Origin of the sequence: Devosia sp. Root635, assembly GCF_001427605.1 — a bacterium.
Taxonomy (GTDB): Bacteria; Pseudomonadota; Alphaproteobacteria; order Rhizobiales; family Devosiaceae; genus Devosia.
The window spans coordinates 254,524-279,793 of sequence record NZ_LMGZ01000012.1; the positions used below are offsets into that span (position 1 = coordinate 254,524).

General features: G+C 64.4%; 26 protein-coding genes. 13 read left to right on the forward strand and 13 right to left on the reverse strand.

The genetic code is table 11. The features are described 5' to 3' along the window. Positions 1-58: 58 nt before the first annotated feature. On the forward strand, positions 59-778 hold the full coding sequence (locus tag ASD80_RS07870) for a helix-turn-helix transcriptional regulator (protein ID WP_056231015.1): 720 nt from the start codon (positions 59-61) through the stop codon (positions 776-778). Here the strand turns inward: ASD80_RS07870 and ASD80_RS07875 are convergent. Further along, positions 775-2,184, reverse strand: a complete 1,410-nt coding sequence (locus tag ASD80_RS07875) for a helix-turn-helix domain-containing protein (protein WP_056231018.1) — start codon at positions 2,182-2,184, stop codon at positions 775-777. The two genes, ASD80_RS07870 and ASD80_RS07875, sit on opposite strands and share 4 nt — an antisense overlap. Before the next feature lie 153 nt (positions 2,185-2,337). Here ASD80_RS07875 and ASD80_RS07880 point away from each other — a divergent pair, with 153 nt between their 5' ends. Beyond that, on the forward strand, positions 2,338-2,565 hold the full coding sequence (locus ASD80_RS07880; RefSeq protein ID WP_056231020.1) for a hypothetical protein: 228 nt from the start codon (positions 2,338-2,340) through the stop codon (positions 2,563-2,565). Positions 2,566-2,816: 251 nt separating this feature from the next. After that, a complete protein-coding gene (aceA, locus tag ASD80_RS07885; protein ID WP_056231023.1) occupies positions 2,817-4,100 on the forward strand; it encodes an isocitrate lyase in 1,284 nt (427 codons plus the stop codon). Positions 4,101-4,125: 25 nt separating this feature from the next. Here the strand turns inward: aceA and ASD80_RS07890 are convergent, their stop codons facing one another. Then, the gene (locus ASD80_RS07890; protein WP_056231027.1) at positions 4,126-4,758 is read right to left on the reverse strand and encodes a DUF1294 domain-containing protein; all 633 of its coding nucleotides are present in this window, start codon (positions 4,756-4,758) and stop codon (positions 4,126-4,128) included. A 136-nt stretch (positions 4,759-4,894) separates the two neighbouring features. Between ASD80_RS07890 and cfa the strand changes: the two genes are divergently transcribed. Further along, a complete protein-coding gene (cfa, locus tag ASD80_RS07895; protein WP_056231028.1) occupies positions 4,895-6,013 on the forward strand; it encodes a cyclopropane fatty acyl phospholipid synthase in 1,119 nt (372 codons plus the stop codon). A 51-nt stretch (positions 6,014-6,064) separates the two neighbouring features. On the opposite strand, the gene ASD80_RS07900 is transcribed toward cfa, so the two are convergent. Beyond that, positions 6,065-7,588: a YifB family Mg chelatase-like AAA ATPase gene (locus ASD80_RS07900; RefSeq protein ID WP_056231031.1), complete on the reverse strand. Its 1,524-nt coding sequence runs from the start codon at positions 7,586-7,588 to the stop codon at positions 6,065-6,067. A gap of 181 nt (positions 7,589-7,769) precedes the next feature. Here ASD80_RS07900 and ASD80_RS07905 point away from each other — a divergent pair, with 181 nt between their 5' ends. Together ASD80_RS07905 and ASD80_RS19175 are read left to right on the forward strand one after the other, a co-directional pair. Continuing rightward, a complete protein-coding gene (locus ASD80_RS07905) occupies positions 7,770-8,609 on the forward strand; it encodes a GH25 family lysozyme (RefSeq protein WP_056231033.1) in 840 nt (279 codons plus the stop codon). 87 nt (positions 8,610-8,696) lie between these two features. Beyond that, positions 8,697-8,828: a hypothetical protein gene (locus ASD80_RS19175; protein ID WP_274532315.1), complete on the forward strand. Its 132-nt coding sequence runs from the start codon at positions 8,697-8,699 to the stop codon at positions 8,826-8,828. 97 nt (positions 8,829-8,925) lie between these two features. On the opposite strand, the gene ASD80_RS07910 is transcribed toward ASD80_RS19175, so the two are convergent. The 5 genes from ASD80_RS07910 to rsmI all read right to left on the reverse strand — a co-directional run bounded on the left by ASD80_RS07910 (position 8,926) and on the right by rsmI (position 12,234). Further along, entirely contained in the window at positions 8,926-9,561 is a 636-nt protein-coding gene (locus ASD80_RS07910) for a MarC family protein (RefSeq protein WP_056231036.1), read from the reverse strand. Positions 9,562-9,650: 89 nt separating this feature from the next. Further along, complete coding sequence (locus tag ASD80_RS07915) at positions 9,651-10,031, reverse strand: hypothetical protein (protein WP_056231039.1); 381 nt, start codon at positions 10,029-10,031, stop codon at positions 9,651-9,653. Continuing rightward, positions 10,031-10,981, reverse strand: a complete 951-nt coding sequence (gene gshB, locus ASD80_RS07920) for a glutathione synthase (protein ID WP_056231041.1) — start codon at positions 10,979-10,981, stop codon at positions 10,031-10,033. The genes ASD80_RS07915 and gshB overlap by 1 nt, the downstream gene beginning before the upstream one ends. Before the next feature lie 7 nt (positions 10,982-10,988). Continuing rightward, a complete protein-coding gene (locus ASD80_RS07925; protein WP_056231374.1) occupies positions 10,989-11,378 on the reverse strand; it encodes a YraN family protein in 390 nt (129 codons plus the stop codon). Then, on the reverse strand, positions 11,347-12,234 hold the full coding sequence (rsmI, locus tag ASD80_RS07930; RefSeq protein WP_056231044.1) for a 16S rRNA (cytidine(1402)-2'-O)-methyltransferase: 888 nt from the start codon (positions 12,232-12,234) through the stop codon (positions 11,347-11,349). Before rsmI ends, ASD80_RS07925 begins: the two co-directional genes overlap by 32 nt. Before the next feature lie 75 nt (positions 12,235-12,309). Here rsmI and ASD80_RS07935 point away from each other — a divergent pair, with 75 nt between their 5' ends. Together ASD80_RS07935 and ASD80_RS07940 are read left to right on the forward strand one after the other, a co-directional pair. Further along, entirely contained in the window at positions 12,310-13,524 is a 1,215-nt protein-coding gene (locus ASD80_RS07935; RefSeq protein WP_056231047.1) for a penicillin-binding protein activator, read from the forward strand. Positions 13,525-13,570: 46 nt separating this feature from the next. Beyond that, entirely contained in the window at positions 13,571-14,377 is an 807-nt protein-coding gene (locus tag ASD80_RS07940; RefSeq protein ID WP_056231051.1) for an MBL fold metallo-hydrolase, read from the forward strand. 192 nt (positions 14,378-14,569) lie between these two features. Here the strand turns inward: ASD80_RS07940 and hemW are convergent, their stop codons facing one another. The 3 genes from hemW to rph all read right to left on the reverse strand — a co-directional run bounded on the left by hemW (position 14,570) and on the right by rph (position 17,468). Next, positions 14,570-15,724 (reverse strand): radical SAM family heme chaperone HemW, encoded by a 1,155-nt coding sequence (gene hemW / locus ASD80_RS07945; RefSeq protein ID WP_056231052.1) that lies wholly within the window; start codon positions 15,722-15,724, stop codon positions 14,570-14,572. 153 nt (positions 15,725-15,877) lie between these two features. Continuing rightward, positions 15,878-16,522 (reverse strand): non-canonical purine NTP pyrophosphatase, encoded by a 645-nt coding sequence (locus tag ASD80_RS07950; protein ID WP_056231055.1) that lies wholly within the window; start codon positions 16,520-16,522, stop codon positions 15,878-15,880. Positions 16,523-16,751: 229 nt separating this feature from the next. Next, complete coding sequence (gene rph / locus ASD80_RS07955) at positions 16,752-17,468, reverse strand: ribonuclease PH (RefSeq protein ID WP_056231058.1); 717 nt, start codon at positions 17,466-17,468, stop codon at positions 16,752-16,754. A 141-nt stretch (positions 17,469-17,609) separates the two neighbouring features. Between rph and hrcA the strand changes: the two genes are divergently transcribed. Both hrcA and grpE read left to right on the forward strand, forming a co-directional pair. Further along, positions 17,610-18,686: a heat-inducible transcriptional repressor HrcA gene (hrcA, locus tag ASD80_RS07960; protein ID WP_056231061.1), complete on the forward strand. Its 1,077-nt coding sequence runs from the start codon at positions 17,610-17,612 to the stop codon at positions 18,684-18,686. 75 nt (positions 18,687-18,761) lie between these two features. Beyond that, positions 18,762-19,337 (forward strand): nucleotide exchange factor GrpE, encoded by a 576-nt coding sequence (gene grpE, locus ASD80_RS07965; RefSeq protein ID WP_056231376.1) that lies wholly within the window; start codon positions 18,762-18,764, stop codon positions 19,335-19,337. A 268-nt stretch (positions 19,338-19,605) separates the two neighbouring features. Here the strand turns inward: grpE and pncA are convergent, their stop codons facing one another. Beyond that, positions 19,606-20,262 carry a bifunctional nicotinamidase/pyrazinamidase gene (gene pncA, locus ASD80_RS07970; protein ID WP_082555140.1) on the reverse strand — a complete coding sequence of 219 codons (657 nt, stop codon included), beginning with the start codon at positions 20,260-20,262 and terminating at the stop codon, positions 19,606-19,608. Continuing rightward, positions 20,235-22,013 carry an aminodeoxychorismate synthase component I gene (pabB, locus tag ASD80_RS07975; RefSeq protein ID WP_056231068.1) on the reverse strand — a complete coding sequence of 593 codons (1,779 nt, stop codon included), beginning with the start codon at positions 22,011-22,013 and terminating at the stop codon, positions 20,235-20,237. Before pabB ends, pncA begins: the two co-directional genes overlap by 28 nt. A gap of 279 nt (positions 22,014-22,292) precedes the next feature. On the opposite strand from pabB, the gene ASD80_RS07980 reads away from it, so the two are divergent. The 3 genes from ASD80_RS07980 (at position 22,293) to dnaK (ending at position 25,174) form a co-directional block, all read left to right on the forward strand. Next, complete coding sequence (locus ASD80_RS07980) at positions 22,293-22,625, forward strand: hypothetical protein (RefSeq protein WP_056231071.1); 333 nt, start codon at positions 22,293-22,295, stop codon at positions 22,623-22,625. A gap of 86 nt (positions 22,626-22,711) precedes the next feature. Next, on the forward strand, positions 22,712-23,044 hold the full coding sequence (locus ASD80_RS07985; protein WP_056231074.1) for a hypothetical protein: 333 nt from the start codon (positions 22,712-22,714) through the stop codon (positions 23,042-23,044). A gap of 216 nt (positions 23,045-23,260) precedes the next feature. Then, on the forward strand, positions 23,261-25,174 hold the full coding sequence (gene dnaK / locus ASD80_RS07990; RefSeq protein WP_056231077.1) for a molecular chaperone DnaK: 1,914 nt from the start codon (positions 23,261-23,263) through the stop codon (positions 25,172-25,174). Positions 25,175-25,270 lie beyond the last annotated feature (96 nt).

A 25,270-nucleotide genomic window follows, 5' to 3' on the forward strand; every position in this document is an offset into this window, starting at 1 on the left:
CCGCACTTGGCCCCAGGCCGGGAATCTGGCATCCAGACCGGACAGGGGAGAACGAACCATGGACAAAACCGAGCGCCTGTTTGCCGTCATGGATGCGCTGCGGCGGCATCGCCGTCCCGTCACGGCGGCGGCCCTGGCAGAAGAACAGGGCGTTTCCGTGCGCACGCTTTATCGCGACGTGCAGACGCTTATCGGGCTGGGCGCGCCCATCGATGGCGAAGCTGGGGTCGGTTACATGCTGAAACCCGGCTTCTTCCTGCCGCCGCTGATGTTCACGCCCGAGGAGCTGGAGGCTCTGGTGCTCGGCGCGCGCTGGGTCGGGGCGCAGCCCGATGACGGATTGGGCGCGGCCGCGAGAAATGCGCTGGGAAAGATCGCCACGGCTTCCCCTGAAGACCTGCGCGATCGCATCAACGATACCGGGCTGTGGCCCGTCGCTGTCTGGGGCGCCAATTCGCGGCAGCCCATGCCGATCCTGGGCCAGGTGCGGCAGGCCATGCGGACGGAAAGGACGCTGCAGATTTCCTACGAGGACGAGCACGGCAATCCGAGCGAGCGCGCCATCTGGCCGGTGCAACTGGCCTATTACGAGGGCAAGCAGGTGATTGCCGCCTGGTGCTGCCTGCGCAAGGCCTTCCGCAATTTCCGCACCGACCGCATTGTCAGCCTGACTGTGACCGACGAGCGCTATGGCAAGCGCCGCGCTGTGCTCGAGCGCGACTGGCGGGACAGCTGGGAATGGGACCGGCGCAATGGCGGGGCCGACCTCAACCGCTAGCTCATCCGCGCGTAGAGGCTTTCCGGCCTGATGTCGTCATCCAGTCTGAAGCGATGATCGGCCGGGGGATGGGCACGCTGGCCGCATTCGAGCCGCGGGCAGATGCGGCAGCCGACGCCAACCGGCACGAGCTGGCTGTCGCCCGTCAGGTCCATGCCGTCGGAATAGATCATGTCGCGTGCATGGTGGATCGAGCAGCCCAGCCCGATGGACATGTAGCGGCGGGGCGCATTGTAGCGATGATCGCCCTTGGCGATGGTGCGGGCGATGCAGAAATAGCGCTGCCCGTCCGGCATCTGGGAAAGCTGGATATTGATCCGCTCGGGGCTGAGGAAGGCCGAATAGACGTTCCAGCGCGGGCAGGCGCCCGAATGGCGCGGGATGTGGATGCCGGACAGCGAGAAGCGCTTGCTGATATTGCCGGCAATATCAGTACGCACCAGATGCAGCGGAATGCCGGAGGCGCCCTTGCGCTGCAAAGTGGTCATGCGGTGGCAGACCTGCTCGAAACTGGCCCCGAAACGGCGGGCGATGCGCTCAATATCGTAGCGATAATCGCGGCAGGCCCGCAGGAATGGCTCATAGGGCATGATGAGCGCGGCGGCGAAATAGGCCGAGAGCACATTGCGCGCCAAAGCCGGTGCATCGCCTTCGGGCAGGGTGGACTCGGCGATGATGGCGGCGATTTCGCTGCCGGCGGCCAATTGGCCGAGCTGGTGGGCGACGAGGAACAGGGCGGACTCACCCGGCAGGATGTCTGAGACCAGCAGGTGGCTGCGCCGCTGGTCGAGCTGGCGGGCAATGCCATGGGGCAGGGAGGCCAGCCGCACCTCCATGCCGAAGACATTGAACAGATAGGTCCGCAACCCGAAGTCGAAATTGTCGCCGGAATGGTCGATATCGGCGCGTATACGCTCGGCCGCTTCCTCCAGCGCCGGGAAGTGGTTGGCGTTTTCCTGCAGGAAATCGGAAATCGCGTCGGTGGCGAGGTGGAAGGGCTCGGCTTCCCCCGCGGCAACCGGTGCTGGACCGGATTTGGCAACGAGCCGATAGCGATCGTAGAGCCTGAGAATGGCGCGGGCCGCCGCTGGATTGGCATGGGCCAGGTCGCGGATTTCGAGATTGGTCACGTCGCTATCGGCAAACAGATCGTCGCCGAAGGCTTCCATCAGGTCACCGACCAGCCTCCCCTCGTCACCATCGACCAGTTCGCCCGGCTCGACACCGAAATGGCCGGCAATGGAGAAGAGCAAAGGCACGGTGACCTTGCGCCTGTTATGCTCGATGAGATTGAGGTAGCTGGCCGAAATGCCCAAAGCCTGGGCCAGGTCGGCCTGGGCGATTTTCTTCTGCCGCCGCAGCCGCTTGATGCGGCCGCCGATCTGCATGTCCCTTACATCACTCATGCCTTCCCCTCCGGCATTTCTTGACAGACTTTACAACCCGGCCGCGGAAACTTGACCACGCCTTTACAGCTTTACTGGCCGTCATGCGCTTATTTCTTGCTTCTTTGCTCCGCTTGTCAAATCTTTACATCAACGAATTGAGGAGACTTTCGGATGAGCCCATCCAGCAGCGAACGCGAGGAATACCTGACCATCATCGCCCCCACCGCCGGCGAGGCCATGGCGCAGTTCAAGGCAAGGCATCTCGACGAGCAGGGCTATGTCATTGCCGGCAAGATCGGCCGGCACCAGTTTTCCCTGGTCGGCGGCGAGGGCAGTACGGAACTGTTCGCCGGCAATGGCATGATCGCCGCGACCTTCAGCCGGAAGGTGGTGGGGTAGGCGCCTTGGCGCGCGTTACCCCTCTCCCCTTGAGGGAGAGGGCGGTTCTTCCGCGTTCAGCAGAAGAACCGGGTGAGGGGTGCTGCGCCATCCCATGCTTCTGAGCGTGGGGAAATTTCCACACCCCTCATCCGCCCTTCGGGCACCTTCTCCCTCAAGGGGAGAAGGGAAGACTGCCCTTTGTCCACGTGAATCACCAAATCCGCCGCTCCACCGGACCGGCGAAGCCATGTCCATGAGGAGGAGACACCATGCTCGACAAACCGATTTTCCCGACGCCCGACTATGCGCCCGACCGCTGGCGCAATATTGCCCGCACCTACAGCCAGGCCGATGTGGCGCGGCTTTCCGGCTCGCTGCCGGTCCGCCATACGCTGGCCGAAAATGGCGCCAAACGCCTGTGGGAATTGCTGCAGAGCGAGGATTTCGTGCCGACTTTGGGCACGTTCACCGGCAACCAGGCCGTGCAGCAGGTCAAGGCCGGGCTCAAGGCGATCTATCTCAGCGGCTGGCAGGTGGCGGCCGACGCCAATACCAGCGGCAACATGTATCCCGACCAGAGCCTTTATCCGGTCGACAGCGTCCCATCGGTGGTCAAGCGCATCAACAAGGCGCTGCAGCGGGCCGACCAGATCCAGACCATGGAACAGGCTGACGGCGTCGCCACGAGCGACCTCGATTTCTTCGTGCCCATCATCGCCGATGCCGAGGCGGGATTTGGCGGGGCGCTCAACGTGTTCGAGCTGATGAAGGCGATGATCGAGGCCGGCGCTGCCGCAGTGCATTTCGAGGACCAGCTCGCCAGCGAGAAGAAATGCGGCCATCTCGGCGGCAAGGTGCTGGTGCCCACCAGCCAGTTCATCCGTACGCTCAACGCGGCGCGGCTGGCCGCCGACGTCATGGGTGTGCCGACGCTGATCATGGCGCGCACCGATGCGGAAGCGGCGCGACTCATCACCTCCGATATCGACCCCTATGATGCGCCTTTCGTCACCGGCGAGCGCACCGCCGAAGGCTTCTACCAGCTCAAGGGCGGCATCGACGCCGCCATTGCCCGCGGCATCGCCTATGCACCCTATGCCGACCTGATCTGGTGCGAGACTTCGAAGCCCGACCTGGCCGAGGCAAAAAAGTTCGCCGAGGCGGTGCGCAAGGTGCATCCCGAACAGATGCTGGCCTATAATTGCTCGCCCAGCTTCAACTGGGCCCGGCATATGGACGAGGCGGCGATGGCGGCGTTCCAGCGCGAAATCGCGGCCATGGGCTACAAATACCAGTTCATCACGCTGGCGGGGTTCCACAATCTCAGCCTCACCACGTTCGAACTGGCTCGGGCCTACAGGCAGGACGGCATGGCCGGCTACAGCCGCCTGCAGCAGGCCGAATTCGCCGCCGAAGCGCATGGCTTCTCGGCGGTGCGGCATCAGCGCGAAGTGGGCACCAGCTATTTCGACGCCGTGTCGCTGGCGGTAAGCGAAGGCAGGAGCGCGACGACGGCGATGGGCGAATCGACCGAGGCGGCCCAGTTCCACTAAGGCGATGGCGCAGCCGGCTGCCCGCTCAGGCGGGCAGCAACGCGCCCAGCCAGCCGAAGGCCAGGCCGGCGAGGAACAGGGTGTGGACCAGCGCGATGGTCCAGGTCGTGGCGACGAAGCGCGGCTTGACCGTCTTGTGGCGATAGACTTCCTGCGCCGCCAGCCCGCCGATAATGCCGAAGGACAGGTCCACGACATGCAGGTTGGTCTCGCTGACCCGGTATTTGCCGGTCAGGGCATAGAGCTTGTCGAAACGATAGAGCAGGGCCGAGCCGGCGCCCATCGCCGCATAGAGCAGGCCGATCCATTCCGGCGTCCTGTCGGTGCCGATGGCCCACAGAATCAGCAGCGTCATCAGCGTGGCAGCGGCGGTGCGCAGGCCGAGCCGGTAGCGCGACATGCCGGCGGGCGACTGCTTGATGTCGCGCAAAGTGGCCGGCTGCGGCGCCGGAATGGCGGTGGTGATGATCACATCAACCGCCGATGGGCGTCCCTTGCGGCCGGTGGCGGTTTCGAACGAGACGCGGTCGCCGATCCGCGGTCGCCCGTCGCCGGCGACCTTGGAAATATGGACGTAATAGTCGCGCCCCGTGTCATCGCGCACGAAGCCGTAGCCGCCCTTGTTATTCCACTGGACCAGTTCGCCCGATCTTCGCATCTTTATCCTGCTGGCACGTCACCATGACCAATATGCGGCGCGGGTTAAGGACGTCTATCCGCCAAATAGCTATTGATCGCCAAACGACGATGGCAGTAACCTCTGGGGCATTGCCGACCAGACATTTGCCGCTGCCATGTCAGAATCCGCCAAACGCTTCGTTACCGGCCAGTTGGACAAGATTGGCGTTGCCGTCAACGGCCCCGATCCGGGAGATCCGCAGGTCCATGATGACCGCCTGTGGGGGCGTTTGCTGCGCGACGGCACGCTGGGGCTGGGCGAAAGCTACATGGAGGGCTGGTGGGATGCGATCGAACTCGACCGGTTCCTGTTTCGCCTGATCAGCGCCAATATCCAGAATGCCTTCCCCAGGGATCTTGCCGTCATGTGGAGCGTGGCCCGCGGGCGGCTGCTCAACCTGCAGCGGCTGCGCGTAACCGAGGTGGGCGAGAAGCACTACGATATCGGCAACGACCTTTATGCCGCCATGCTCGATCCCCGGATGATCTATTCCTGCGGCTACTGGAAAGACGCGACCGACCTCGATGCGGCGCAGGAGGCCAAGCTCGACCTCATCTGCCGCAAGGTGGGGCTCGCGCCGGGCATGCGTATTCTCGATATCGGTTCGGGCTGGGGTGGCTTCCTCAAATTTGCCGCCGAGCGCTATGGCGTTTCGGGGGTGGGTGTCACCGTCAGCAAGGAACAGGCGGCCCTGGCCAATGCGCGGACCGCCGGGTTGCCGGTGGAAACACGGCTGCTCGACTATCAGGCGCTCGACGGCCAGTTCGACCGCATCATCTCCATCGGCATGTTCGAGCATGTCGGCTACAAGAATTACCGGGCCTACTTCGAGAAAGCGGCAAGCCTGCTCGCGCCGGACGGCCTTTTCCTGCTGCACAGCATTGGCGGCCATTCCTCGACCACCCATGGCGACCCCTGGAGCGAAAAGTACATCTTCCCCAATGGCATGCTGCCGTCCATCGCCCAGATCGGCAAGGCCGTGGAGGGCCTGTTCGTGATGGAGGACTGGCACAATTTCGGCGCTGATTATGATCGGACGCTGATGGCCTGGCGGGACAGGTTCGACGCCGCCTGGCCCGGCCTGCATAGCGAGAAATACGACGAGCGGTTCCAGCGCATGTGGCGCTACTATCTCAGTTCCTTCGCCGCCATGTTCCGCGCCCGCAGCATCAGCCTGTGGCAGGTGGTGCTATCGCCCCGCGGCGTCGCTGGCGGCTACCAGAGCATCCGCTGATGTGGATTCACGTGAAACACTTATCCACAGGCTTATGCACAGGGTGCCGGGCTACGTCGCACCAAAATTGAGCCGATAGCTCAGGGCCTCGGCAATGTGCGGCCGACCGACACGCTCCACACCGGCCAGGTCGGCCAGGGTGCGGGCCACCTTGAGCACGCGGTGATAGGCCCGCGCCGAGAGGTTGAAACGCTCGGCCGCCTGCAGCAGCAGCGCCTGGCTTTCCTTGTCGGGATTGACCACAGCCTCGATCAGCGTCGAACCGGCCCCCGCATTGGTGAACACGTCCGGCGCGCCATGCTCGGCAAAGCGTTGCCGTTGCCGCTCTCGGGCCTGCGCGACACGCCGCGCCACGACGGCCGAACTCTCCGCCGCTGCCGAAGGCGTGATCATGTCCGCGGCGGTCACCGCCGGCACGTCGATGCGGATATCGATGCGGTCGAGAAAGGGCCCGGAGACGCGGGATTGATAATCGTCGGCGCAGGCCCTGCCGCGGCGGCAGGTGTGGCCGGGCGTGCCGGCAAGACCGCATTTGCAGGGATTCATCGCGGCGATCAACTGCACGCGGCTCGGATAGCTGACGCGGGCATTGGCGCGGGCAATAACGGTTTCGCCCGCCTCCAGGGGCTGGCGCAGGCTGTCGAGCACGCTGGGGGCGAATTCGGGCAGTTCGTCGAGGAACAGCACGCCGTTATGGGCCAGGCTCACCTCGCCGGGCCGCACCCGCAGCCCGCCACCGACCAGAGCCGCCATCGACGCCGAGTGATGCGGCGCGCGGAAAGGACGACGATCGGACAGCGCGCCGCCGGCAAGTTCGCCGGCGATGGACTGGATCATCGAGATATCGAGCAGTTCGCGCGGGTCGAGCGGCGGCAGGATGGAGGGCAGGCGCGCTGCCAGCATGGATTTGCCGGCGCCCGGCGGCCCCACCATCAGCATATTGTGGCCGCCCGCGGCTGCCACTTCCAGCGCGCGCCGCGCCACCTGCTGCCCGCGCACGTCGCTGAGATCGGGCAGCTCGCCCTGCGGCAGGTATTTGCGCGGAACCGGACGCGCTGCCAATTGGTGCCCGGTCAGGTGATTGGCCAGCGCCAGCAGGCTTTCCGCCGCGATGATATCGAGATCCTCGCCGGCCCAGGCGGCCTCGGCGCCGGAGGGTTCGGCGCAGATGAGGCCCAGATCGCGACCCTGCGCCGCGATGGCGGCCGGCAGGATGCCGCCCACATGGGCCAGCCGTCCATCGAGCCCCAGTTCGCCCAGCGCCAGATAGCCATCGAGCGCGTCCTGCGGAATGGCGCCGATGGCGGCCATGAGGCCGAGCGCGATAGGCAGGTCGTAGTGACTGCCTTCCTTGGGCAGGTCGGCCGGCGCCAGATTGATGGTGATGCGTTTGGGCGGCAGGCCCAGACCGGACGCGACAAGAGCGGCGCGAACACGCTCCCCCGATTCCTTGACCGCCTTGTCGGGCAAGCCGACCAGGATGAATTGCGGAAAGCCGGGCGCGATCTGCACCTGCACATCGACCGGCACGGCCTCGATGCCCTGAAACGCCACTGTCGCTACGCGGGTGACCATCGCCCAATGCCCCTAGCCCCACCGCCAATCTAGCAAAGGTCACCCGCCAGAACAAGAACGTAAAGCGAACGAAATATGGCCTGTTAACCACGCTGCTTGCCACATGGGTAAACCTAATCCGGCGTTAACCGGCCCATGTTGAATCAAAGGCTCTGTTTCGTATTGCGTAGAGTTCTGACCGATGAGCGCCAGAAGGCCTTTCCCCTCGTTTGCCGCGATCGCGAAAGGCGCCCTGTCGGCCCTGCTGGCCGCCGCGTTGGTGGCCTGTTCGTCGGGTGGCGGGCTCTATGGCCCGATCCAGGGCGACAACCGGCCCCATTCGGGCGTGGACCGGGCGCGGACCATGCCGATCCAGGGGATCGACGTGGCGCGCTATCAGGAAAACGTGGATTTCCGCACCGCCTTCCAGAGCGGCATGCATTTCGTGTTCATGAAGGCGACCGAGGGCAAGGATTATCTCGACCCCAATTTCCGCACCAACTGGGTGCGGGCCCGCGAAGCGGGCATGCCGCGGGGCGCCTATCATTTCATGACCTGGTGTTCGCTGGCTTCCGAGCAGGCGGCATGGTTCGTGCAGAACGTGCCCAATGACTTCGACGCGCTGCCGCCGGTGCTCGATCTCGAATGGAACAACCATTCGAGCTGCACCAACAAGCCGAGCCGAGCCGACGCGCTGGAAAAGATCCGCGTCATGCTCGAGGCGATGGAGCGCCATACCGGCAAGCTGCCCATCATCTATACCGACATGACCTTCCACCGCGATGTTCTGGAGGGCGAGTATTTCCCCAATGCCTTCTGGCTGCGCTCCACCGCCGCCGAGCCGCATGAGCGCTATGGCAACCGTGTCTGGACCTTCTGGCAATGGACGCAGACCGGCGTGGTCCGCGGCGTGCGCGGCGAGGTCGACCGCAACGCCTTCTTCGGCAACCAGAATGACTGGATCACCTTCCTGCTGACGGGTTGCGATCCGCGCGCCATCGCCTCGCTGGGGCCGGGTGGGCGGTGCCAATCGGCCAAGTAATCCGGGGACTTGCCACCGAATCGGCGCGGGTCTAGCCTTTGCCCATCATTGATCCGGGCCCGTGGGCCCGCAGCGAGGAGGACTGGCATGGCCAAGGGTCAGATGCGCAGCAACAAGGAAGCCAAGAAGCCTAAAAAGGACAAGCTGGCCGCCGCCAAGCCGGTGACCGGCCTCGGCGCCGGCAGCACCGGCAACACCGGCAACACCGCCAAGAAATAGGCTCGAATTTCGGAATTGAACGGGGCGGCCGGCGCGAGCTGGCCGCTTTGCTTTGTCTGCGCCGAGCCTGCAGCCAGCATGGCCGGGATGAGAAATTTCAGGCGCCGCCCAGCAGACCGCTGGCCTTGACCCCGTCGAAAACGAACTGCACGGCAAGCGCCGCCAGCAGGATGCCAACGACGCGCGATACCACGGCAAGGCCGGTGACGCCGAGCAGGCGCTGGATGGGAATGGCGACCAGCAGGGTCAGCCAGGCCAGGAACAGGATGACCACGACGGCCACCAGCACGGCCCAGAATTCGAGATCGGTCTTGGTGCCGGTCGTGAGCAGGATGACGGCGCTGATGGCGCCGGGACCGGCCAATAGCGGCATGGCCAGCGGAAAGACGGCGATATCGTCGCGCTGGCGGGCCTCGACCTCTTCCTCGTCGGTGGTGCCGGTGCCGCCCGAATGGCGGGCGAACACCATGTCGATGGCGATCAGGAACAGCAACAGCCCACCGGCGGTGCGCAAAGCCGGGATGGTGATGCCGAAGACTTCGAGGATCGGATTGCCCAACACCCCGAACAGCAGGAGAATCACCCCGGCAATAATGACGCCGCGGGTGGCGAAGGCGAAGCGCTCCTTGGCGGTATTGTGCTTGGTCAGCGCCGCGAAGATGAAGGCGATATCGGCCACGCCCACCGTGGCGAACAGGGTCGCGAAAGCGACGAAGAATGTGGTGGTGGGCATGGTGCGAGATCCCCTCTGGCCTTGGCTAGACCTAGCCGGTTCAGGCGCGCTTGCCCAGCCTTGCCGTTATGCGGCTTTGTCGAACGGGGCTAGAGCATCCTGGCGCCGGCGGCCAGGCCGGCCAGCGACAGCATGGCCAGCGCGTCGATCCAGCCGCGAGAACGGATGAGCCAGGCCGGATGCAGCTTGCTGGTGGGCAGGAAGCGCAACAGCCAGACTGCGCCGTAGAGCACCCAGACGGCAAAGAAGGCGACCATGAGCAGGTCGGCCCAGCCGGAGCGGTTGAAGCCGACCATGATGCGGGTCACACCGGCGCCGGCCAGGATGGACAGCAGATAGGCGCCCAGCACAATGGCTGATTTCTGCCAATAGGCGGCGGTCAGGCGCGGATCGACCGGCAGGTTGCGGCGCCAGCGGCGGAACAGGAACCAGCCAACCGCGCCGAGGATCGCCGTGACCAGCAGATACATCAGGCGCGGCGCTTTTCGATGGCGTCCCAGATCATCACGGCAATGTCTGGCCCGCCGAAGCGCTTGATCTCGCGGATACCGGTGGGCGAGGTGACATTGATCTCGGTGAGGTAGTCGCCGATGACGTCGATGCCGACGAAGATCATGCCGCGCTCTTTCAGCGCGGGGGCAATGGTGGCGCAGATTTCCTTTTCGCGGTCGGTCAGCGGCGAGAGCTCCGGACGGCCGCCGACATGCATGTTGCTCCGCGCCTCGCCTTCGGCGGGGATGCGGTTGAGGCCGGCCACCGGCTCGCCGTCGATGATGATGATGCGCTTGTCGCCCTTCCTGACATCCGGCAGGTATTTCTGGATCATGAAGGGTTCGCGGTAGTTGTTCTCGAACAGTTCGAGCAGGCTCACCAGGTTGTGGTCGCCTTCCTGGATGAAGAACACGCCGGCCCCGCCATTGCCGTAGAGCGGCTTGACGATGATGTTGCCGTGCTCCTTGCGGAAATCGTGGATCATCGCCCGGTCGCGCGTCACCAGGGTCGGCGGCATCAGCTCGGGGAAGTCGGTGACGAGGATTTTTTCCGGCGCATTGCGCACGGCGGCGGGCGGATTGACCACCAGGGTTTTCGGATGCAGGCGCTCGAGCAGGTGGGTGAGCGTGATATAGTTCATGTCGAAGGGCGGATCCTGGCGCATATGGACCACGTCCTGGGTCGACAGATCGACCCGGCTTTCCTCGCCGAGGATGAAATGCTCGCCCTTGGGCCTGTCAAACACTTCGATGGGTGCGGCCAGTGCCGAGACGACATTGCCGCGCAGAGCCAGCGTATCGGGCGTGTAATGCAGCAATTCATGGCCGCGCGCCTGGGCTTCCAGCATCATGGCGAAGGTGGAATCGCCGCGCGGATTGATCGATGCGACATGGTCCATCTGGACCGCGACTTTGAGTTTTTTGGCCATTTAGGTCTCAGGAGGAAGCGTCGAAGGCGTTGATGACATGGCGCGGCCATCGGCCGGGTGCAAGGAAAATTACGTCGAAGCGGAGGTTCGTGCCCGCCTCGGCGGGGTGGCGGGCCAGCCAGTATTGCGCGGCGCGGGTAATGCGCGAGCGATTGACCGCTTGCAGCGCCTCGGCTTCGACGGCAGCCTTGCTACGCGCCTTGACCTCGATGAAAACAGTGGTGCCGAAGTGGGTGGCGATGAGATCGATCTCGCCGACCGGCGTTTTGCAGCGGCGCTGCACGACACGGTAGAGCTTGAGGCGCAGGAACCAGGCGGCCAGCGCCTCGCCGCGATGGCCGCCCAGGTAAGCCTCTATGCGGGCTCTACTTTTCGGCTTTGATGGCGAGGGCGGCATCATAGACTTCCTTGCGCTTGAGCCCGAAATTTTTGGTCACTTCGTCGACGGCCGCCCGCAGTGGTTGGTCCTCCATCGCTGCAGTTAGCGCGGCCTGCCAATCGGCGGCATCAGGCGCGGCGGGGGCATCGGCACCGGCCACGACGATGACGGCTTCGCCCTTGGTTTCGGTCCCGGCGAAGGTGGCGGCGAGCTCGGGCAGCGTGCCGCGATGGACGCGTTCGAAGCGTTTGGTGAGTTCCAGCGCCACCGCGGCCTGTCTGCTGCCCCAGAGTTCGGCCATGGCGGCCAGCGTATCGTCGAGCCGCCGGGGGCTTTCGTAGAAGACCATGGTTTCACGTGAATCGCTCAGCGCCTTCAAGGCATTGGCGCGGGCGCCCGCCTTGGGCGGCAGGAAGCCGTGAAAAGCGAAGGCGTCGGTGGGCAGGCCCGCGACAACCAAAGCCGAGAGCAGGGCCGAAGCGCCGGGAATGGGGAAGATTGGCTGGTTCGCCTCGGCCATGGCGCGAATCAAGGGGAAGCCGGGGTCTGATAGCAGCGGGGTGCCGGCATCGGAGATCAGGGCGATAGCCTGGCCGGCGGCGACGCGGGCGACGATGTCGTCGGCCTTGGCGCGCTCATTGTGTTCATGCAGCGCCACGCGGCGAGCCTTGATGCCGTAATGATCGAGCAGGCGGGCCGACATTCTTGTGTCTTCGCAAAGGATTACCGAGGCGGCGGCCAGGGTTTCGAGGGCGCGGATGGTGATGTCGCGCAGGTTGCCGATCGGGGTGGCGACGACATAAAGGCCGGGCGAAAGCGGGGGCGCCGTGAAGGCGGAGCCGGCGATGAAATAGCCTTGCGTGGTGTCGGTCATGCTTTCACGGGGTTGAGAATTGGTTAGCACTTTGCTGCCAATTGTTAACAGACTGCTAGCGTTGAGAGGCCCGACATGCGGAACCTCGGGAAAGTCATAGCACGGGGGCTGGGCGCGGTGGGCGTCTTTGCGCTCGCCGCCTGTTCGCCCATCCAGATCGGCTCGCGCGTGCTCGACTTCGGTGGGGATGCGCCCGCCCAAACCATTCCCGGCCAGCCCGCCATGATGCCATCAGGCCCGGCGCAGAGTTTCGGCCGTGGGCCGGTGCAGGTGGCGCTGCTGCTGCCGCTGACCGGCGATCCGGGACTGGCGCAGGTGGGGCAGTCATTGGCCAATGCCGGCCGGCTGGCCATGAGCTTCATCGAGGCCAATCCCAATATCGCGGAGAACATCACCATCAGCCTGCGCGATACCGGCAGCACGGTGGCCGGGGCCACGGCGGCGGCCAGCGCAGCTTTGGCCGGCGGGGCAAGACTGATCCTGGGGCCGCTCCAGGCCGAAGCGGTGACGGCGGTGGGCGCGGTGGCGCGCTCGAGCGGCGTGCCGGTGATCGGCTTTTCCAACAATCCGACCGCGGCGGGCCCGGGCGTGTACCTCTTGAGCGTCCTGCCCGACATGGAGATGAAGCGCTCGCTCAACTGGGTCAAGCAACAGGGGCGGCGTGGCATTGCCGGGGTGTTCCCCGCCACCGAATTCGGGCAGGCGCAGCAGACCGCGTTCCGCCAGCAGGCCGTCATTGCCGGCTTTGCGCCATCGGCGGTCTATACATTCTCCAATGTCAGCGAGGCCCGGCAGATCATCGACCAGGCGCTGCCACAAATCCAGAAGGGCATGATCGATACGCTCTACCTGCCCGACCGCACGACGGCGCCGAGCTTTGGGGCGCTGCTGGCGCAGGCGGGCATTACCAATGAAATGGTGCAGATCGTCGGCTCGGCCGACTGGGAGGGTGACCCGGTCCTTGCCGGCGCGACCCAGCTCGGCGGCGCCATCTATCCTGCGGTCGATCCGTCCGGTATGGCGGCCATCCGGGCCGACTACCAGCGGCAGTTCGGCACCCAGCCGCATGCGCTGGCGACCATTGCCTATACGGCTGTCATCCTGGCCAATGTGAACACGCTCTCCATGGCGACGCCGCCCTACAATCCGGTGCTGCTGACCAGTGCACAGGGCTTCAATGGCCGCGACGGGGTATTCCGGTTCCTCGGCAATGGCCGCGCGGAATATGCGCTGGTGATCAAGAAGATCGCGCCGGGCGGGCCGCAAATCGTGGAGAGCGCGGGGCTTTAGCTCCCTGCATCGAGGCCGTAAGGTGGGCGCCTAAAGGAGCCCGCTCATGACGAACTGGATCTGCAAGACCTGTGGGGCGCAGCATGCGCCGAGCGCCAATCCGCCTGACCATTGCGCTATCTGTGACGACGAGCGGCAATATGTCGGCGCTGGTGGACAGGAATGGATCGACCGCGATTCCATCACCACCAGCCATGCCAATGACTGGCGCGAGATCGAGCCAGGGCTATCAGGTATCGGGCTGACGCCGACGATCGGCATCGGCCAGCGGGCTTTGCTGGTGCAGACGCCTGACGGCAATGTGTTGTGGGACTGCGTGCCCATGGTCGATGGCAAGACCGTCGACCGGATCAGGGCGCTGGGCGGGCTCACGGCCATCACCTTCTCGCATCCGCATTTCTATACCGGCATGGTGGAGTGGAGCGAAGCGCTGGGCGGCGTGCCGATCAAGCTGCCCGAGGCGGACCTGGACCATGTGATGCGGCCGAGTTCGCTGATCGAGCCGTGGAGCGGGGATGTGCTGGAGGTGCTGCCCGGCGTCACCGTGCATCGGCTGGGCGGGCATTTCACCGGCAGCAGCGTGCTCGAATGGGCCGCGGGTGCCGGCGGCAAGGGGGCGATGCTGGTCGGCGACACGATCCAGGTAACGCCCGACCCGAACTGGGTCAGCTTCATGCGCTCCTATCCCAACATGATCCCGCTGCCGGCACGCGAGGTGCGGCGCATTGCCGACAGGGCGGCGGCTTTGCGCTTCGACCGCATCTATGGCGGCTGGTGGGACCGGGTGGTGCAGGCGAACGGCAAGGATGTCGTGGCGCGGTCGGCCGCGCGGTATGTCAGGGCGTTGGAATAGGGGGCTCTTTTCCTTCTCCCCTTGAGGGTGCTCCCCACGCTTCTGTGGCTCCCCTCTCACCCCAGATGAAGCCTCGACACCCCCTCCCCAGCTCTGCCAAGGCCCTGCGGGCCGGGCGGCGCTACCCTCCCCTCAAGGGGGAGGGTGGGCCAGAGTCGAGGATATCGCGCCCGGCTGACATCAGGTTTGAGGCTAGGCTGCAAGGTCCGCGACCACGGCGTCGAGCACCGGGAACCCTTTGTCGGTCACCCGCAGATTGCCGTTGGGCAGGCTTTCGACGAAGCCGTAGCCCTTGAGGGCCTCGATCTGGGTCCTGGAAATCTGGCGCCCGGAAATGGCGGTGAAACGAGCCGGCGAGATGCCTTCCTTGAGGCGCAGGCCCATGACGAGGAATTCGTCGCCCTGCTCTTCCCAGGTAAGGACATCGTCCACCACCATGCCATGGCCGGAGGCCTTGACCTTTTTCTGCCAGTCGAAGGGCATTTTCTCGGCGGCAGTGGCATGGCGCTGGTTGTTGATCATCAGGCGGCCATGGGCGCCGGGACCGATGCCAGCATATTCACCATAGCGCCAGTAGAGCATGTTGTGCCGCGATTCCTGGCCGGGGCGGGCATGATTGGAAATCTCGTAGGCGGGCAGGCCGGCCGCCGAGGTCAGCTCCTGTGTCAGTTCGTAGAAATCGGCGGCCAGGTCCTCATCAGGCATTTTGAGCTTGCCGGCCTGGTGCAGGTCGAAATAGCGCGTGCCCTGCTCGATGGTGAGCTGGTAGAGGCTGACATGGCCCTGGGCGAGCCACAGACCCTCCTTGAGCTCGTCTTCCCAATCTTCCAGCGTCTGCTTCGGCCTTGCATAGATCAGGTCGAAGCTGGAGCGCTCGAACACACTCTGCGCGATACGTACGGCGGCGATGGCTTCGTCCACCGTGTGGCGGCGGCCCAGCTCGGCGAGCGGACCTTCGCGCAGCGACTGGACGCCGAGCGAAACGCGGTTGACGCCGGCGGCACGATAGCCCTTGAAGCGGTCGACCTCGACGCTGGTCGGATTGGCTTCCAGCGTGATCTCGGCATTGGCATCCATCGTCCAGTGTTTGGCGATGGCATCCAGAATCCGGCCGGTCGATTGCGGATTCATCAGCGACGGGGTGCCGCCGCCGAAAAACACCGACTGCACGACACGGCCCGGCGCCAGTTCGGCTGCCGTGGCGATTTCGCGCTCATAGGCGGCGACATAGTCGATCTCGTCGAAGGGGCCGCGATGAACGTGGGAATTGAAGTCGCAATAAGGGCACTTGGACGCGCAGAACGGCCAGTGCACGTAGACGCCGAAGAGGTCGTTGGGATTGCTCATTGGTGGCACCCGATCTCTGGCTCCCTCCCCCCTTGAGGGGGAGGGTTGGGGTGGGGGGTAGCGCAGTGATCCACTGACGGACCCCCACCCTCGGTCCCTCCCCTCAAGGGGGAGGGAGGCGCAGGAACCAAAGCATCCGATGATATGGATACCCTACCGCTCAATCTGACCCTCCACGAATTTGGCGAAGGAGCGGGCGCGGTGGCTGAGGCCCGGCTGGCCGGGGGACCAGGAATGCTTCATTTCCGGCGGCATCTGGCCGAAGGTGATGTCATAGCCGTCGGGCATGAAGACGGGGTCGTAGCCGTGGCCCTGCTCGCCGCGCGGCGGCCAGACCAGGGTGCCGAAGCATTGGCCATGGTAGATCACATCGCGGCCATCGGGATGGGCGAGGCAGAGCGTGGCGTTGAAATTGGCGCGGCGCTGGCTGGGTGAGGTGGCATTGGCCGCCTGCAAGGCATCTTCGACGCGCTTCATGGCGTGGTTGAAATCACGCGGCACGCCGGCCCAGTCGGCGGTGTAGACGCCGGGATCGCCATTGAGTGCGTCGACGCAAAGACCCGAATCATCGCTCAGCGCCAGCATGCCGGAGGCCTGGGCCGCGGCATGCGCCTTGAGGCGGGCATTTTCGGCAAAGGTGGTGCCAGTTTCCTCGGGCTCGGGCAGGCCGAGTTCGCCGGCCGACACCAGCTCAAGACCATAAGGCTCGAACAGTTCCTGGAATTCCTTGAGCTTGCCGGCGTTATGGGTGGCAAGAACGAGGCGATCGCCTTCGCGGAGACGCGGGATGGCAGTCATTTGGCACCACCTTCCAACGCCCGCCGGATGTCTTGCCAGATGGCGCAGTTGCGCTCGGAAAAGGCCCCCTCATCCGTCTCGGCTGCGCCGTGCCACCTTCTCCCACGAGGGGAGAAGGGTGCCTCCGCGTTTTTGGCACCATCAAGCCCACCCACCGGCTCTCCTTCTCCCCTCGTGGGAGAAGGTGCCCGAAGGGCGGATGAGGGGGCCTTTTTCTTGCCGAAAAACATCATGCGTCCAGCGCCGCCTGTTGCATCAGGGTCAGGTCGCCAATGCCCTGTTCGGCCAGGGCCATGAGGCTGTTCAATTCTTCGCGCGAAAATGGCACCTGCTCGGCCGTGCCCTGGATTTCAACGAATTTGCCCGAACCGGTCATGACGAAATTGGCGTCGGTATGGGCTTCGACATCTTCGAGATAGTCGAGATCGAGCACCGGGGCGCCGCGATAGATGCCGCAGGAAACCGCAGCGACCGAATCGCGCAAGGCCGCGCCCTTGGTCAGCTTGCGTTCGTCCATCCATTTGATGGCGTCGGCCAAGGCCACATAGGCGCCGGTGATCGAGGCGGTGCGGGTGCCGCCATCGGCTTCGAGCACGTCGCAATCCACGGTGACCTGGTTTTCACCCAAAAGCTGCATGTCGACCACGGCGCGGAGCGAGCGGCCGATGAGGCGCTGGATTTCCTGGGTGCGGCCGGTCTGCTTGCCGGCGGTGGCCTCGCGGCGGGTGCGCGAGCCGGTGGCGCGGGGCAGCATGCCATATTCGGCGGTGACCCAGCCCTGGCCCTTGCCGCGCAGCCAGCCGGGCAGGCTGGTCTCGACCGAGGCGGTGACCAGCACCTTGGTATTGCCGAAGCTGACGAGGCAGGAGCCCTCCGCCTTCTGGGCGACATTGCGCTCGATGGTCACATCGCGCATCTGGTTTGGCGCTCGGCCGGAAGGGCGCATCGGGAATCCGTCAGAAAATTGCAGTTAACCGCCTCTTAACCCTCCGTGGCCCGCCTCACAAGCGGCGGCGGCTTGGCGGGAGGCTGCAATGCGCTTAAATGAGAGCGCAGGGTTAAAGCGGACGATTTTATCGAACATCCCATGGTCAGACCGCCCGAAGACTTCCTCAGCGTGCTCAATGCCCGCAGCCAGGACATTTTCAAGAAGATCGTCGAGCGCTATCTGGACACCGGATCGCCGGTGGGTTCGCGCGACCTGTCCCGCATGCTGCAGATGGGGCTGTCGCCGGCCTCGGTGCGCAATGTGATGGCCGATCTCGAGGATCTCGGGCTGATCGCGGCGCCCCATACTTCGGCCGGGCGGGCACCGACGCAGGAGGGCCTGCGGTTTTTCGTCGATGCCATGCTCGAAGTGGGCGCCGTCAACGAAAGCGAGCGCAGCCAGATCGCCAAGTCCATCGAGGGACAGCATCGCGGGCAGGTGGAGGATGTTCTCACCGAGGCCAGCCAGTTGCTGAGCGGGCTGAGCCAGGGCGCCGGCGTGGTGATTGCCAGCAAGGCCGATATCATTTTGCGGCATATCGAATTCGTGCGGCTGGACGCAACGCGGGCCATGGCCATCCTGGTGGGGCAGGACGGGCAGGTGGAAAACCGCATCATGGACATTCCGCCCGGCCTCACCGCCTCGGCGCTGACCCAGGCGGGCAATTACCTGGCACGGCATGTGGTGGGCCGCACCATTGCCGAGGCGCGCAAGGCGCTGGCCGCATTGCGGGCCGAACAGCGCGCCGAGCTGGACGAATTGACGCAGAAGCTGGTGGATGCCGGAATTGCCACGCTGGCGCGGACTTCGCCGGCCAGCCAGCCGACGGTGATCGTGCGGGGACGGGCCAACCTCATCAACGACGCCATGGCGAGCGACGACCTGCTGCGCATGCGGCAATTGTTCGACGAGCTGGAAAGCAAGGATGGACTGCTGGACCTGCTCGGCGACGCCGAAAAGGCCGAGGGGGTGCGCATCTTCATCGGCAGCGAAAACAAGCTGTTTTCGCTGTCGGGCTCGTCGGTGATCCTGAGCCCCTACAAGGATGCCAATGACAAGGTGGTGGGCGTGCTGGGGGTGATCGGACCGACGCGGCTGAACTATGCGCGCATCGTGCCTGTCGTGGACTATACCGCCAATGTGATCAGCGCCATGATGGCGCGGAAGCGACCCTAGGTCGCGCCAGGGTTGAAAAGCCCGGCCATTTGGCCGATATGCGGGACAAATTCAAACTTGCGGAACCGAACAATGATGAGCGACGAGAACGCCGCCCCGGACGAAAACCCTGAAGTCGAGATTCCCGAGCCGGCCATCGATCCCGTGGAAGCACTGCGCGCCGAGAATGCCGAGCTCAAGGACCGGGTGCTGCGCAGCCATGCCGAGATGGAGAACCTGCGCAAGCGCACCGAGCGCGATGTCAACGACACGCGCCTCTATGCCATTGCCGGCTTTGCCCGCGACATGCTCTCGGCCACCGACGCGCTGAGCCGGGCGCTGATGATGCTGCCCGCCGAGGCGCGGGAAAGCGGCGACGCCACCACCAAGAGCCTGATCGAGGGCATCGAGCTGGCCGAGCGCGAAATGCAGCGGCTGCTGGCCAAGCATGGCGTCAAGCCGATCGAGGCCGAGGGGCAGAAATTCGATCCGCACAAGCACCAGGCGATGTTCGAAGTGCCGGACCCGAGCCAGCCGGAAGGGACGGTGGTGCAGGTGGTGCAGGCCGGTTTCGCCATCGGCGAGCGGGTTTTGCGGCCAGCCATGGTCGGCGTCGCCAAGGGCGGCCCGAGCCACGCCCCGGCCGACGAAGCCGTAGACAAGAGCGCCTAGGGGTGTTGCCATTTGGGCATAGCCCTCATGGCCTTCTCACCTAAAATCGCTCCACCGGTGCGATTTTGCCTCAGGCCGGTTCGAAGTTTCACGTGAATCCCCGCGCGAGCGGGGATTTTTCATTTTGGGGGTGGGGCACGCCCTCGTGGTCCGAGGCTCGTGAAGAACTCGCACCTCACCATGAGGGCTGTTGATACACCGCGTTCAAAACAGCCTCATGGTGAGGCGGGAGCGTAGCGACCCTCGAACCACGAGGCCTGGCACTGAACTACCCCAGAATATCCTTGCTCATCATCCGCTCTACACCCGCCTCCGCCATGTCGGCCCAGGCCTTGGCGAGGCTCTCGGCATTGTCGATGGCGCGGGTGGCGTCTTCGATGACCGTCACGTCGAAGCCACCGGCGGCGGCGTCTATGGCGGTCCAGCCGACGCAGAAGTCGGTGGCGAGGCCCACGACATAGAGCCGGTCGACATCGCGCTCGTTGAGATAGCCGGCGAGGCCCGTGAGGGTTTCGCGGTCGGCCTCCTGGAAGCCGGAATAGGAATCGATGAGGCGGTTATAGCCCTTGCGGATGATGAGCTGGCCGTGGGGGATATCGAGATCGGTCGAGAGTTCGGCGCCGTGGGTGTTCCACATGCAGTGGTCGGGCCAGAGGACCTGGCGGCCATAGGGCAGGTCCACCGTCTCGAAAGGGGCTTTGCCCGGATGCTGGCTGGCAAAGGAGATGTGGTCGGCCGGGTGCCAATCCTGGGTGAAGACGACATTGGTGAATTTTCTGGCCAGCGTGTTGATCAGCGACACGATCTCGTCGCCGCCGGAAACGGCCAGGCTCCCGCCGGGCAGGAAATCATATTGCAGGTCGACGACGACGAGCACGTCGCGCGGGGTGATTTCGATCATGGCTGCTTCTCCTCTTTCACCCATTCGGCGCGGATCAGGCCGCGTACGGAATTGCCGAGCCAGATTGCCTCGGCCGATTCCAGATCGTCCAGCGTCAAAACCTGCTCTGCTGCCTTGCCGGTGGCGAGAAGCTCGGCGCGCAAGGTGCCGGGCAGCAGGCCGGAGGACAAAGGCGGGGTGTGCAATGTGCCATCGCGCTGGATGAAGAGATTGGTGATCGAGCCTTCGGTGAGTTCGTCGCGCTCGTTGAGAAAGAGCACTTCATCGACGCCCTGCCTGGCGTGGGCGCGCTGGCGCGGCTCATCGTAGAAAGCCCTGGTGGTGGTCTTGTGCATGAGCCAGAGACTTTGCGAATCGAGTTTTTCCGGGGCGATGGCGAAGCGGAAGAGCGCTGGATTGGGCGGCAGGGGAACCGCGGTCAGGGCCGGCCCGGAAGCGTCAAGCGTCAAGCGGACGCGCATGCGGGGCTCGGGGAAGGCCTGAGATTGCAGCAAAGCGAGGATGGCCGGGCGGTCGAAGGGCAAAGCGAAATAGGCAGCCGAGGCAGCCAGGCGATCGAGGTGCCGGTCGAGCAGGGTGTAGCCCTTCTCGTCCCAGAGCAGGGTTTCGATCAGGGTGATCTGCTGGGCCGGGGCGGTGAAGAATGCCATCTTGAGCAGGGCCTCGCGATACTCGTCCGATGCGACGCTGTCGGCGACGATGCCGCCGCCGATGCCGATCTCGCCATGGCCCGCATTGTCGATGACGGCGGTGCGGATGGCGACATTGAGGGTCAGGTCGCCATTGGGGGCGAAGTGGCCGATGGAGCCGGTATAGACGCCGCGCGGGCCGGCTTCGACGGCATGGATGATTTCCATGGCACGCAGTTTGGGTGCGCCGGTAATGGAACCGCAGGGGAAAAGATTGGCCAGGACATCGGCGGTGGTGACGCCGGGGCGACGGCGGGCCGTGATGCCCGAAGTCATGGTATGGAGCGTCGAGTACGTCTCCACCGTGAAGAGGTCGGTGACCTTGACCGAGCCGATTTCGGCGATGCGGCCGAGATCGTTGCGCAGCAGATCGACGATCATCAGGTTTTCGGCACGGTTCTTTTCGTCACCCGCCAAAGCGGCGCGGCCGACCGCGTCTTCGGCAATGGTCCGGCCGCGCTTGAGCGTGCCCTTCATGGGGCGAGCGGCGAGGGTACCTTCGCGGCTGGAGACGAACAGCTCGGGCGAGCGCGAGAGAATCCACTGGGTTCCGGTATTGATCAGGGCGCCATAGGCGACGGGCTGCTTGGCGACCAGGTCGCGGTAGAGCCCAGCCGGATCGCCTTCGAGCCGGAAACCGGACTTGAAGGTGAGATTGACCTGGTAGGTGTCGCCGGCCGCGATCAGCGCCTTGACCGTATCGAAGGCGGCGCCATAGCTGGTTTCGTCCATGCGGGGGACGATATCGAGGGCGGTGCCGGCGCCGGCCATGGCGGCGAGGCGGGACGCGACCTCGGCGGCACTCAGCCGCTCGGGCGCATCGTAGAGCCCGAGCCAGAGCAGCGGCGTGGGGCCGGGCGGCGGCAGGAATTTGGCCAGCCGTTCCTCGAAGACGAAGCCCAGTTCATAGGCGAGGAAACCGGCGGCATGGAGGCCCGCTTCGGTCGCGGTTTCGAGCTGATGCAGAGCGGCATGAACCCCTTCCGCATCGTGGGCGACGAGAATGTCGCGCGGGGCGGTGAACAGCAGGCTGTCCCCGGCGGGGGTAAGCGTATCGTGGAGCAGGACTGTGCCGGGAGCGAACATGGCCGGTGTTCTAGAGTATTTCAGGTGCAGATTGAAACGGAGAAGTGCTTGGCCTTGCCGCCTCGAGACTATCCGTCTTCGTCATCACCCGGCCTGTCCGCGTGATCCATCTCTCGGAGTACGCCGGGCAATGACGCGGTGGGGAGAGGAGGGCCGCTGAACACAGCCATCGTAACCTGCGCCTCCGGCCGCCCCCATGAACAGGGGTTGGACGGGCCACCCGGCTTTGCCAGATTTCGGCGGTCGGTTCCGGGAGGACCGATCAACTGGGACGCAGTCATGAACACGATCATCAAGGGTGGCGCTGCCGCATTGGTGCTGCTGGGCAGCGCCTTGCCGGTGGCAGCCGAGGACGTCTATTTCACGCTCTACAACGAGAGCAACCGCTCGCTGCACTATTTTTATGCCAGCCCATCCAACTCGTCGAGCTGGGGGCCGGACCTGCTGCGCGGCGGCCATACATTGCGCGCCGGCTATAACGGCACGGTGACCATCGCCGACGATTCCACCGAATGCTACTACGACTTCAAGTTCATCATGGGCGATGGCAGCGAGACGGTGCGCAACGAGATCAATATCTGCGACCTGGGCAGCTATACGATCTACGACTGAGCATCGAACAGCCATTCCCAATTAAGCCCGGCGTGGTATGTAATCCCTTGCTGGCGGTGCATCGCCGCCGGTTTGGGAGAATTTTCATGAGCTTCAATCTTCGGGGTGGCCTTGCCGCCCTGGCGCTGCTGGCCAGCGCCATGCCTGCTGCCGCGCAGACCGTCGAGTTCACGCTGATCAACAACAGCGCGCGGGCCTTGCATTACTTCTATACCTCGCCCAGCAACGACTCCAACTGGGGTTATGACCTGCTCGGCGAGGACGGTACGCTGGAATCGGGCTACCAGGGCACGGTGACCATCGGCGATGGCTCGGACCAGTGCGAATACGACTTCAAGTTCGTGATGGAAGACGAGAGCGAGACGGTGATCAATGCCGTCGATATCTGCTCGCTCAACGAATATACCATCTACGACTGAGCTCGACCCTCGGGCACGATCGGCGCCGCTCCGGCCGGAGTGGCGCCGTTTTGTTTTGCCGCCCGGAAGCGCTTGAAGCCGCCGGGCCACCCCCCTATATAGCCAGCAAGCCCAGCATTGGGCGCATTCCAGTTGCAAGGAACCCGGCCTGATGGCCACGGGACTGCCTCGCGAGAGGGGTTTCACCATGGGTTTGCTGAAAGAGAGGCTAGAGTAATGGCTAAAGTCATCGGTATCGATCTGGGCACCACCAATAGCTGCGTCGCGGTTATGGACGGCACCAATCCAAAGGTCATCGAAAACGCGGAAGGGGCGCGCACCACCCCATCGATGGTCGCCTTCAGTAAGGATGGCGAACGTCTCGTCGGCCAGCCGGCCAAGCGCCAGGCGGTCACCAACCCCGAAAATACCCTGTTTGCCGTCAAGCGCCTGATCGGCCGTCGTTTCGACGACCAGGTCGTGGCCAAGGACAAGAACCTGGTGCCGTTCAAGATCGTCAAGGCCGACAATGGCGATGCGTGGGTCGAGGCATCGGGTGACAAGTATTCGCCGAGCCAGGTCTCGGCCATGATCCTGCAGAAGATGAAGGAAACCGCCGAGAGCTATCTCGGGGAGACCGTCACGCAGGCCGTCATCACCGTTCCGGCCTATTTCAACGATTCCCAGCGCCAGGCCACCAAGGATGCGGGCAAGATTGCCGGCCTTGAAGTGCTGCGCATCATCAACGAGCCCACGGCGGCGGCGCTCGCCTATGGCCTCGACAAGAAGAATACCGGCACTATCGCGGTCTATGACCTGGGCGGCGGCACCTTCGATATCTCCATCCTCGAAATCGGCGATGGCGTGTTCGAGGTGAAGTCGACCAATGGCGACACCTTCCTGGGTGGCGAAGACTTCGACATGCGCCTGGTCGACTACCTGGCGGACGAGTTCAAGAAGGAACAGGGTATCGACCTGCGCGGCGACAAGCTGGCTTTGCAGCGCCTCAAGGAAGCTGCCGAAAAGGCCAAGATCGAGCTGTCGAGCGCCACGCAGACCGAAATCAACCTGCCCTTCATCACCGCCGACGCTTCGGGCCCCAAGCACCTGACGCTCAAGCTCAGCCGTTCCAAGCTGGAATCGCTGGTGGAAGACCTGATCAACCGCACCATCGAGCCCTGCAAGCAGGCGATGAAGGATGCTGGCGTCTCGGCCAGCCAGATCGACGAAGTCGTGCTGGTGGGCGGCATGAGCCGCATGCCCAAGGTGCAGGAAGCAGTCAAGCAGCTGTTCGGCAAGGAGCCGCATAAGGGCGTGAACCCGGACGAAGTCGTGGCGCTCGGCGCGGCCATCCAGGCCGGCGTGCTGCAGGGCGACGTCAAGGACGTGCTGCTGCTCGACGTGACCCCGCTGTCGCTGGGCATCGAAACGCTGGGTGGCGTGTTCACCCGCCTGATCGACCGCAACACCACCATTCCGACCAAGAAGAGCCAGACCTTCTCGACCGCCGAGGACAGCCAGAGCGCGGTGACCATCCGCGTGTTCCAGGGTGAACGCGAAATGGCCGCCAACAACAAGCTCCTGGGCAATTTCGACCTGACCGGCATTCCGCCGGCCCCGCGCGGCGTGCCGCAGATCGAGGTGACCTTCGACATCGACGCCAACGGCATCGTGCAGGTTTCGGCCAAGGACAAGGGCACCGGCAAGGAGCAGCAGATCCGCATCCAGGCTTCGGGCGGCCTGTCGGACGCCGACATCGAGAAGATGGTGCAGGAAGCCGAGCAGAATGCCGAGGCCGACAAGAAGAAGCGCGAGGCCGTCGAAGCCAGGAACCAGGGCGAGAGCCTGATCCACTCGACCGAAAAGTCGCTGGGTGAATATGGCGACAAGGTTTCGGCCGAGGACAAGACGGCTATCGAGACCGCGATTGCCGACCTCAAGGGCGTGCTCGACGGTGAAGATGGCGAGGCCATCAAGGAAAAGACCGACGCGCTGGCCCAGGCCTCGATGAAGCTGGGCGAGGCCATGTACAAGGCCAGCCAGGCGGAAGCCGAAGCCAAGGCCAATGGCACCAGCGACGAAGCCGATGACGACGTCGTCGATGCCGACTTCGAAGAGGTCAAGGACGACGACGACAAGAAGTCGGCCTAAGCGGTTGAAATGAGAACAAAGGGTCCGGCGCAAGCCGGGCCCTTTTTTGTTTTGGGAGCGCAAGTCTCGCAGTCGTCTCCCTCCCCCTTGCGGGGA

Excerpts from the sequence above, each read along its gene's own strand:
- ASD80_RS07870 (WP_056231015.1), top strand. The coding sequence starts at position 59 with ATGGACAAAACCGAGCGCCTGTTTGCCGTCATGGATGCGCTGCGGCGG.
- ASD80_RS07875 (WP_056231018.1), bottom strand. The coding sequence starts at position 2,184 with ATGAGTGATGTAAGGGACATGCAGATCGGCGGCCGCATCAAGCGGCTG.
- ASD80_RS07880 (WP_056231020.1), top strand. The coding sequence starts at position 2,338 with ATGAGCCCATCCAGCAGCGAACGCGAGGAATACCTGACCATCATCGCC.
- aceA (WP_056231023.1), top strand. The coding sequence starts at position 2,817 with ATGCTCGACAAACCGATTTTCCCGACGCCCGACTATGCGCCCGACCGC.
- ASD80_RS07890 (WP_056231027.1), bottom strand. The coding sequence starts at position 4,758 with ATGCGAAGATCGGGCGAACTGGTCCAGTGGAATAACAAGGGCGGCTAC.
- cfa (WP_056231028.1), top strand. The coding sequence starts at position 4,895 with ATGTCAGAATCCGCCAAACGCTTCGTTACCGGCCAGTTGGACAAGATT.
- ASD80_RS07900 (WP_056231031.1), bottom strand. The coding sequence starts at position 7,588 with ATGGTCACCCGCGTAGCGACAGTGGCGTTTCAGGGCATCGAGGCCGTG.
- ASD80_RS07905 (WP_056231033.1), top strand. The coding sequence starts at position 7,770 with ATGAGCGCCAGAAGGCCTTTCCCCTCGTTTGCCGCGATCGCGAAAGGC.
- ASD80_RS19175 (WP_274532315.1), top strand. The coding sequence starts at position 8,697 with ATGGCCAAGGGTCAGATGCGCAGCAACAAGGAAGCCAAGAAGCCTAAA.
- ASD80_RS07910 (WP_056231036.1), bottom strand. The coding sequence starts at position 9,561 with ATGCCCACCACCACATTCTTCGTCGCTTTCGCGACCCTGTTCGCCACG.
- ASD80_RS07915 (WP_056231039.1), bottom strand. The coding sequence starts at position 10,031 with ATGTATCTGCTGGTCACGGCGATCCTCGGCGCGGTTGGCTGGTTCCTG.
- gshB (WP_056231041.1), bottom strand. The coding sequence starts at position 10,981 with ATGGCCAAAAAACTCAAAGTCGCGGTCCAGATGGACCATGTCGCATCG.
- ASD80_RS07925 (WP_056231374.1), bottom strand. The coding sequence starts at position 11,378 with ATGCCGCCCTCGCCATCAAAGCCGAAAAGTAGAGCCCGCATAGAGGCT.
- rsmI (WP_056231044.1), bottom strand. The coding sequence starts at position 12,234 with ATGACCGACACCACGCAAGGCTATTTCATCGCCGGCTCCGCCTTCACG.
- ASD80_RS07935 (WP_056231047.1), top strand. The coding sequence starts at position 12,310 with ATGCGGAACCTCGGGAAAGTCATAGCACGGGGGCTGGGCGCGGTGGGC.
- ASD80_RS07940 (WP_056231051.1), top strand. The coding sequence starts at position 13,571 with ATGACGAACTGGATCTGCAAGACCTGTGGGGCGCAGCATGCGCCGAGC.
- hemW (WP_056231052.1), bottom strand. The coding sequence starts at position 15,724 with ATGAGCAATCCCAACGACCTCTTCGGCGTCTACGTGCACTGGCCGTTC.
- ASD80_RS07950 (WP_056231055.1), bottom strand. The coding sequence starts at position 16,522 with ATGACTGCCATCCCGCGTCTCCGCGAAGGCGATCGCCTCGTTCTTGCC.
- rph (WP_056231058.1), bottom strand. The coding sequence starts at position 17,468 with ATGCGCCCTTCCGGCCGAGCGCCAAACCAGATGCGCGATGTGACCATC.
- hrcA (WP_056231061.1), top strand. The coding sequence starts at position 17,610 with ATGGTCAGACCGCCCGAAGACTTCCTCAGCGTGCTCAATGCCCGCAGC.
- grpE (WP_056231376.1), top strand. The coding sequence starts at position 18,762 with ATGAGCGACGAGAACGCCGCCCCGGACGAAAACCCTGAAGTCGAGATT.
- pncA (WP_082555140.1), bottom strand. The coding sequence starts at position 20,262 with ATGGGTGAAAGAGGAGAAGCAGCCATGATCGAAATCACCCCGCGCGAC.
- pabB (WP_056231068.1), bottom strand. The coding sequence starts at position 22,013 with ATGTTCGCTCCCGGCACAGTCCTGCTCCACGATACGCTTACCCCCGCC.
- ASD80_RS07980 (WP_056231071.1), top strand. The coding sequence starts at position 22,293 with ATGAACACGATCATCAAGGGTGGCGCTGCCGCATTGGTGCTGCTGGGC.
- ASD80_RS07985 (WP_056231074.1), top strand. The coding sequence starts at position 22,712 with ATGAGCTTCAATCTTCGGGGTGGCCTTGCCGCCCTGGCGCTGCTGGCC.
- dnaK (WP_056231077.1), top strand. The coding sequence starts at position 23,261 with ATGGCTAAAGTCATCGGTATCGATCTGGGCACCACCAATAGCTGCGTC.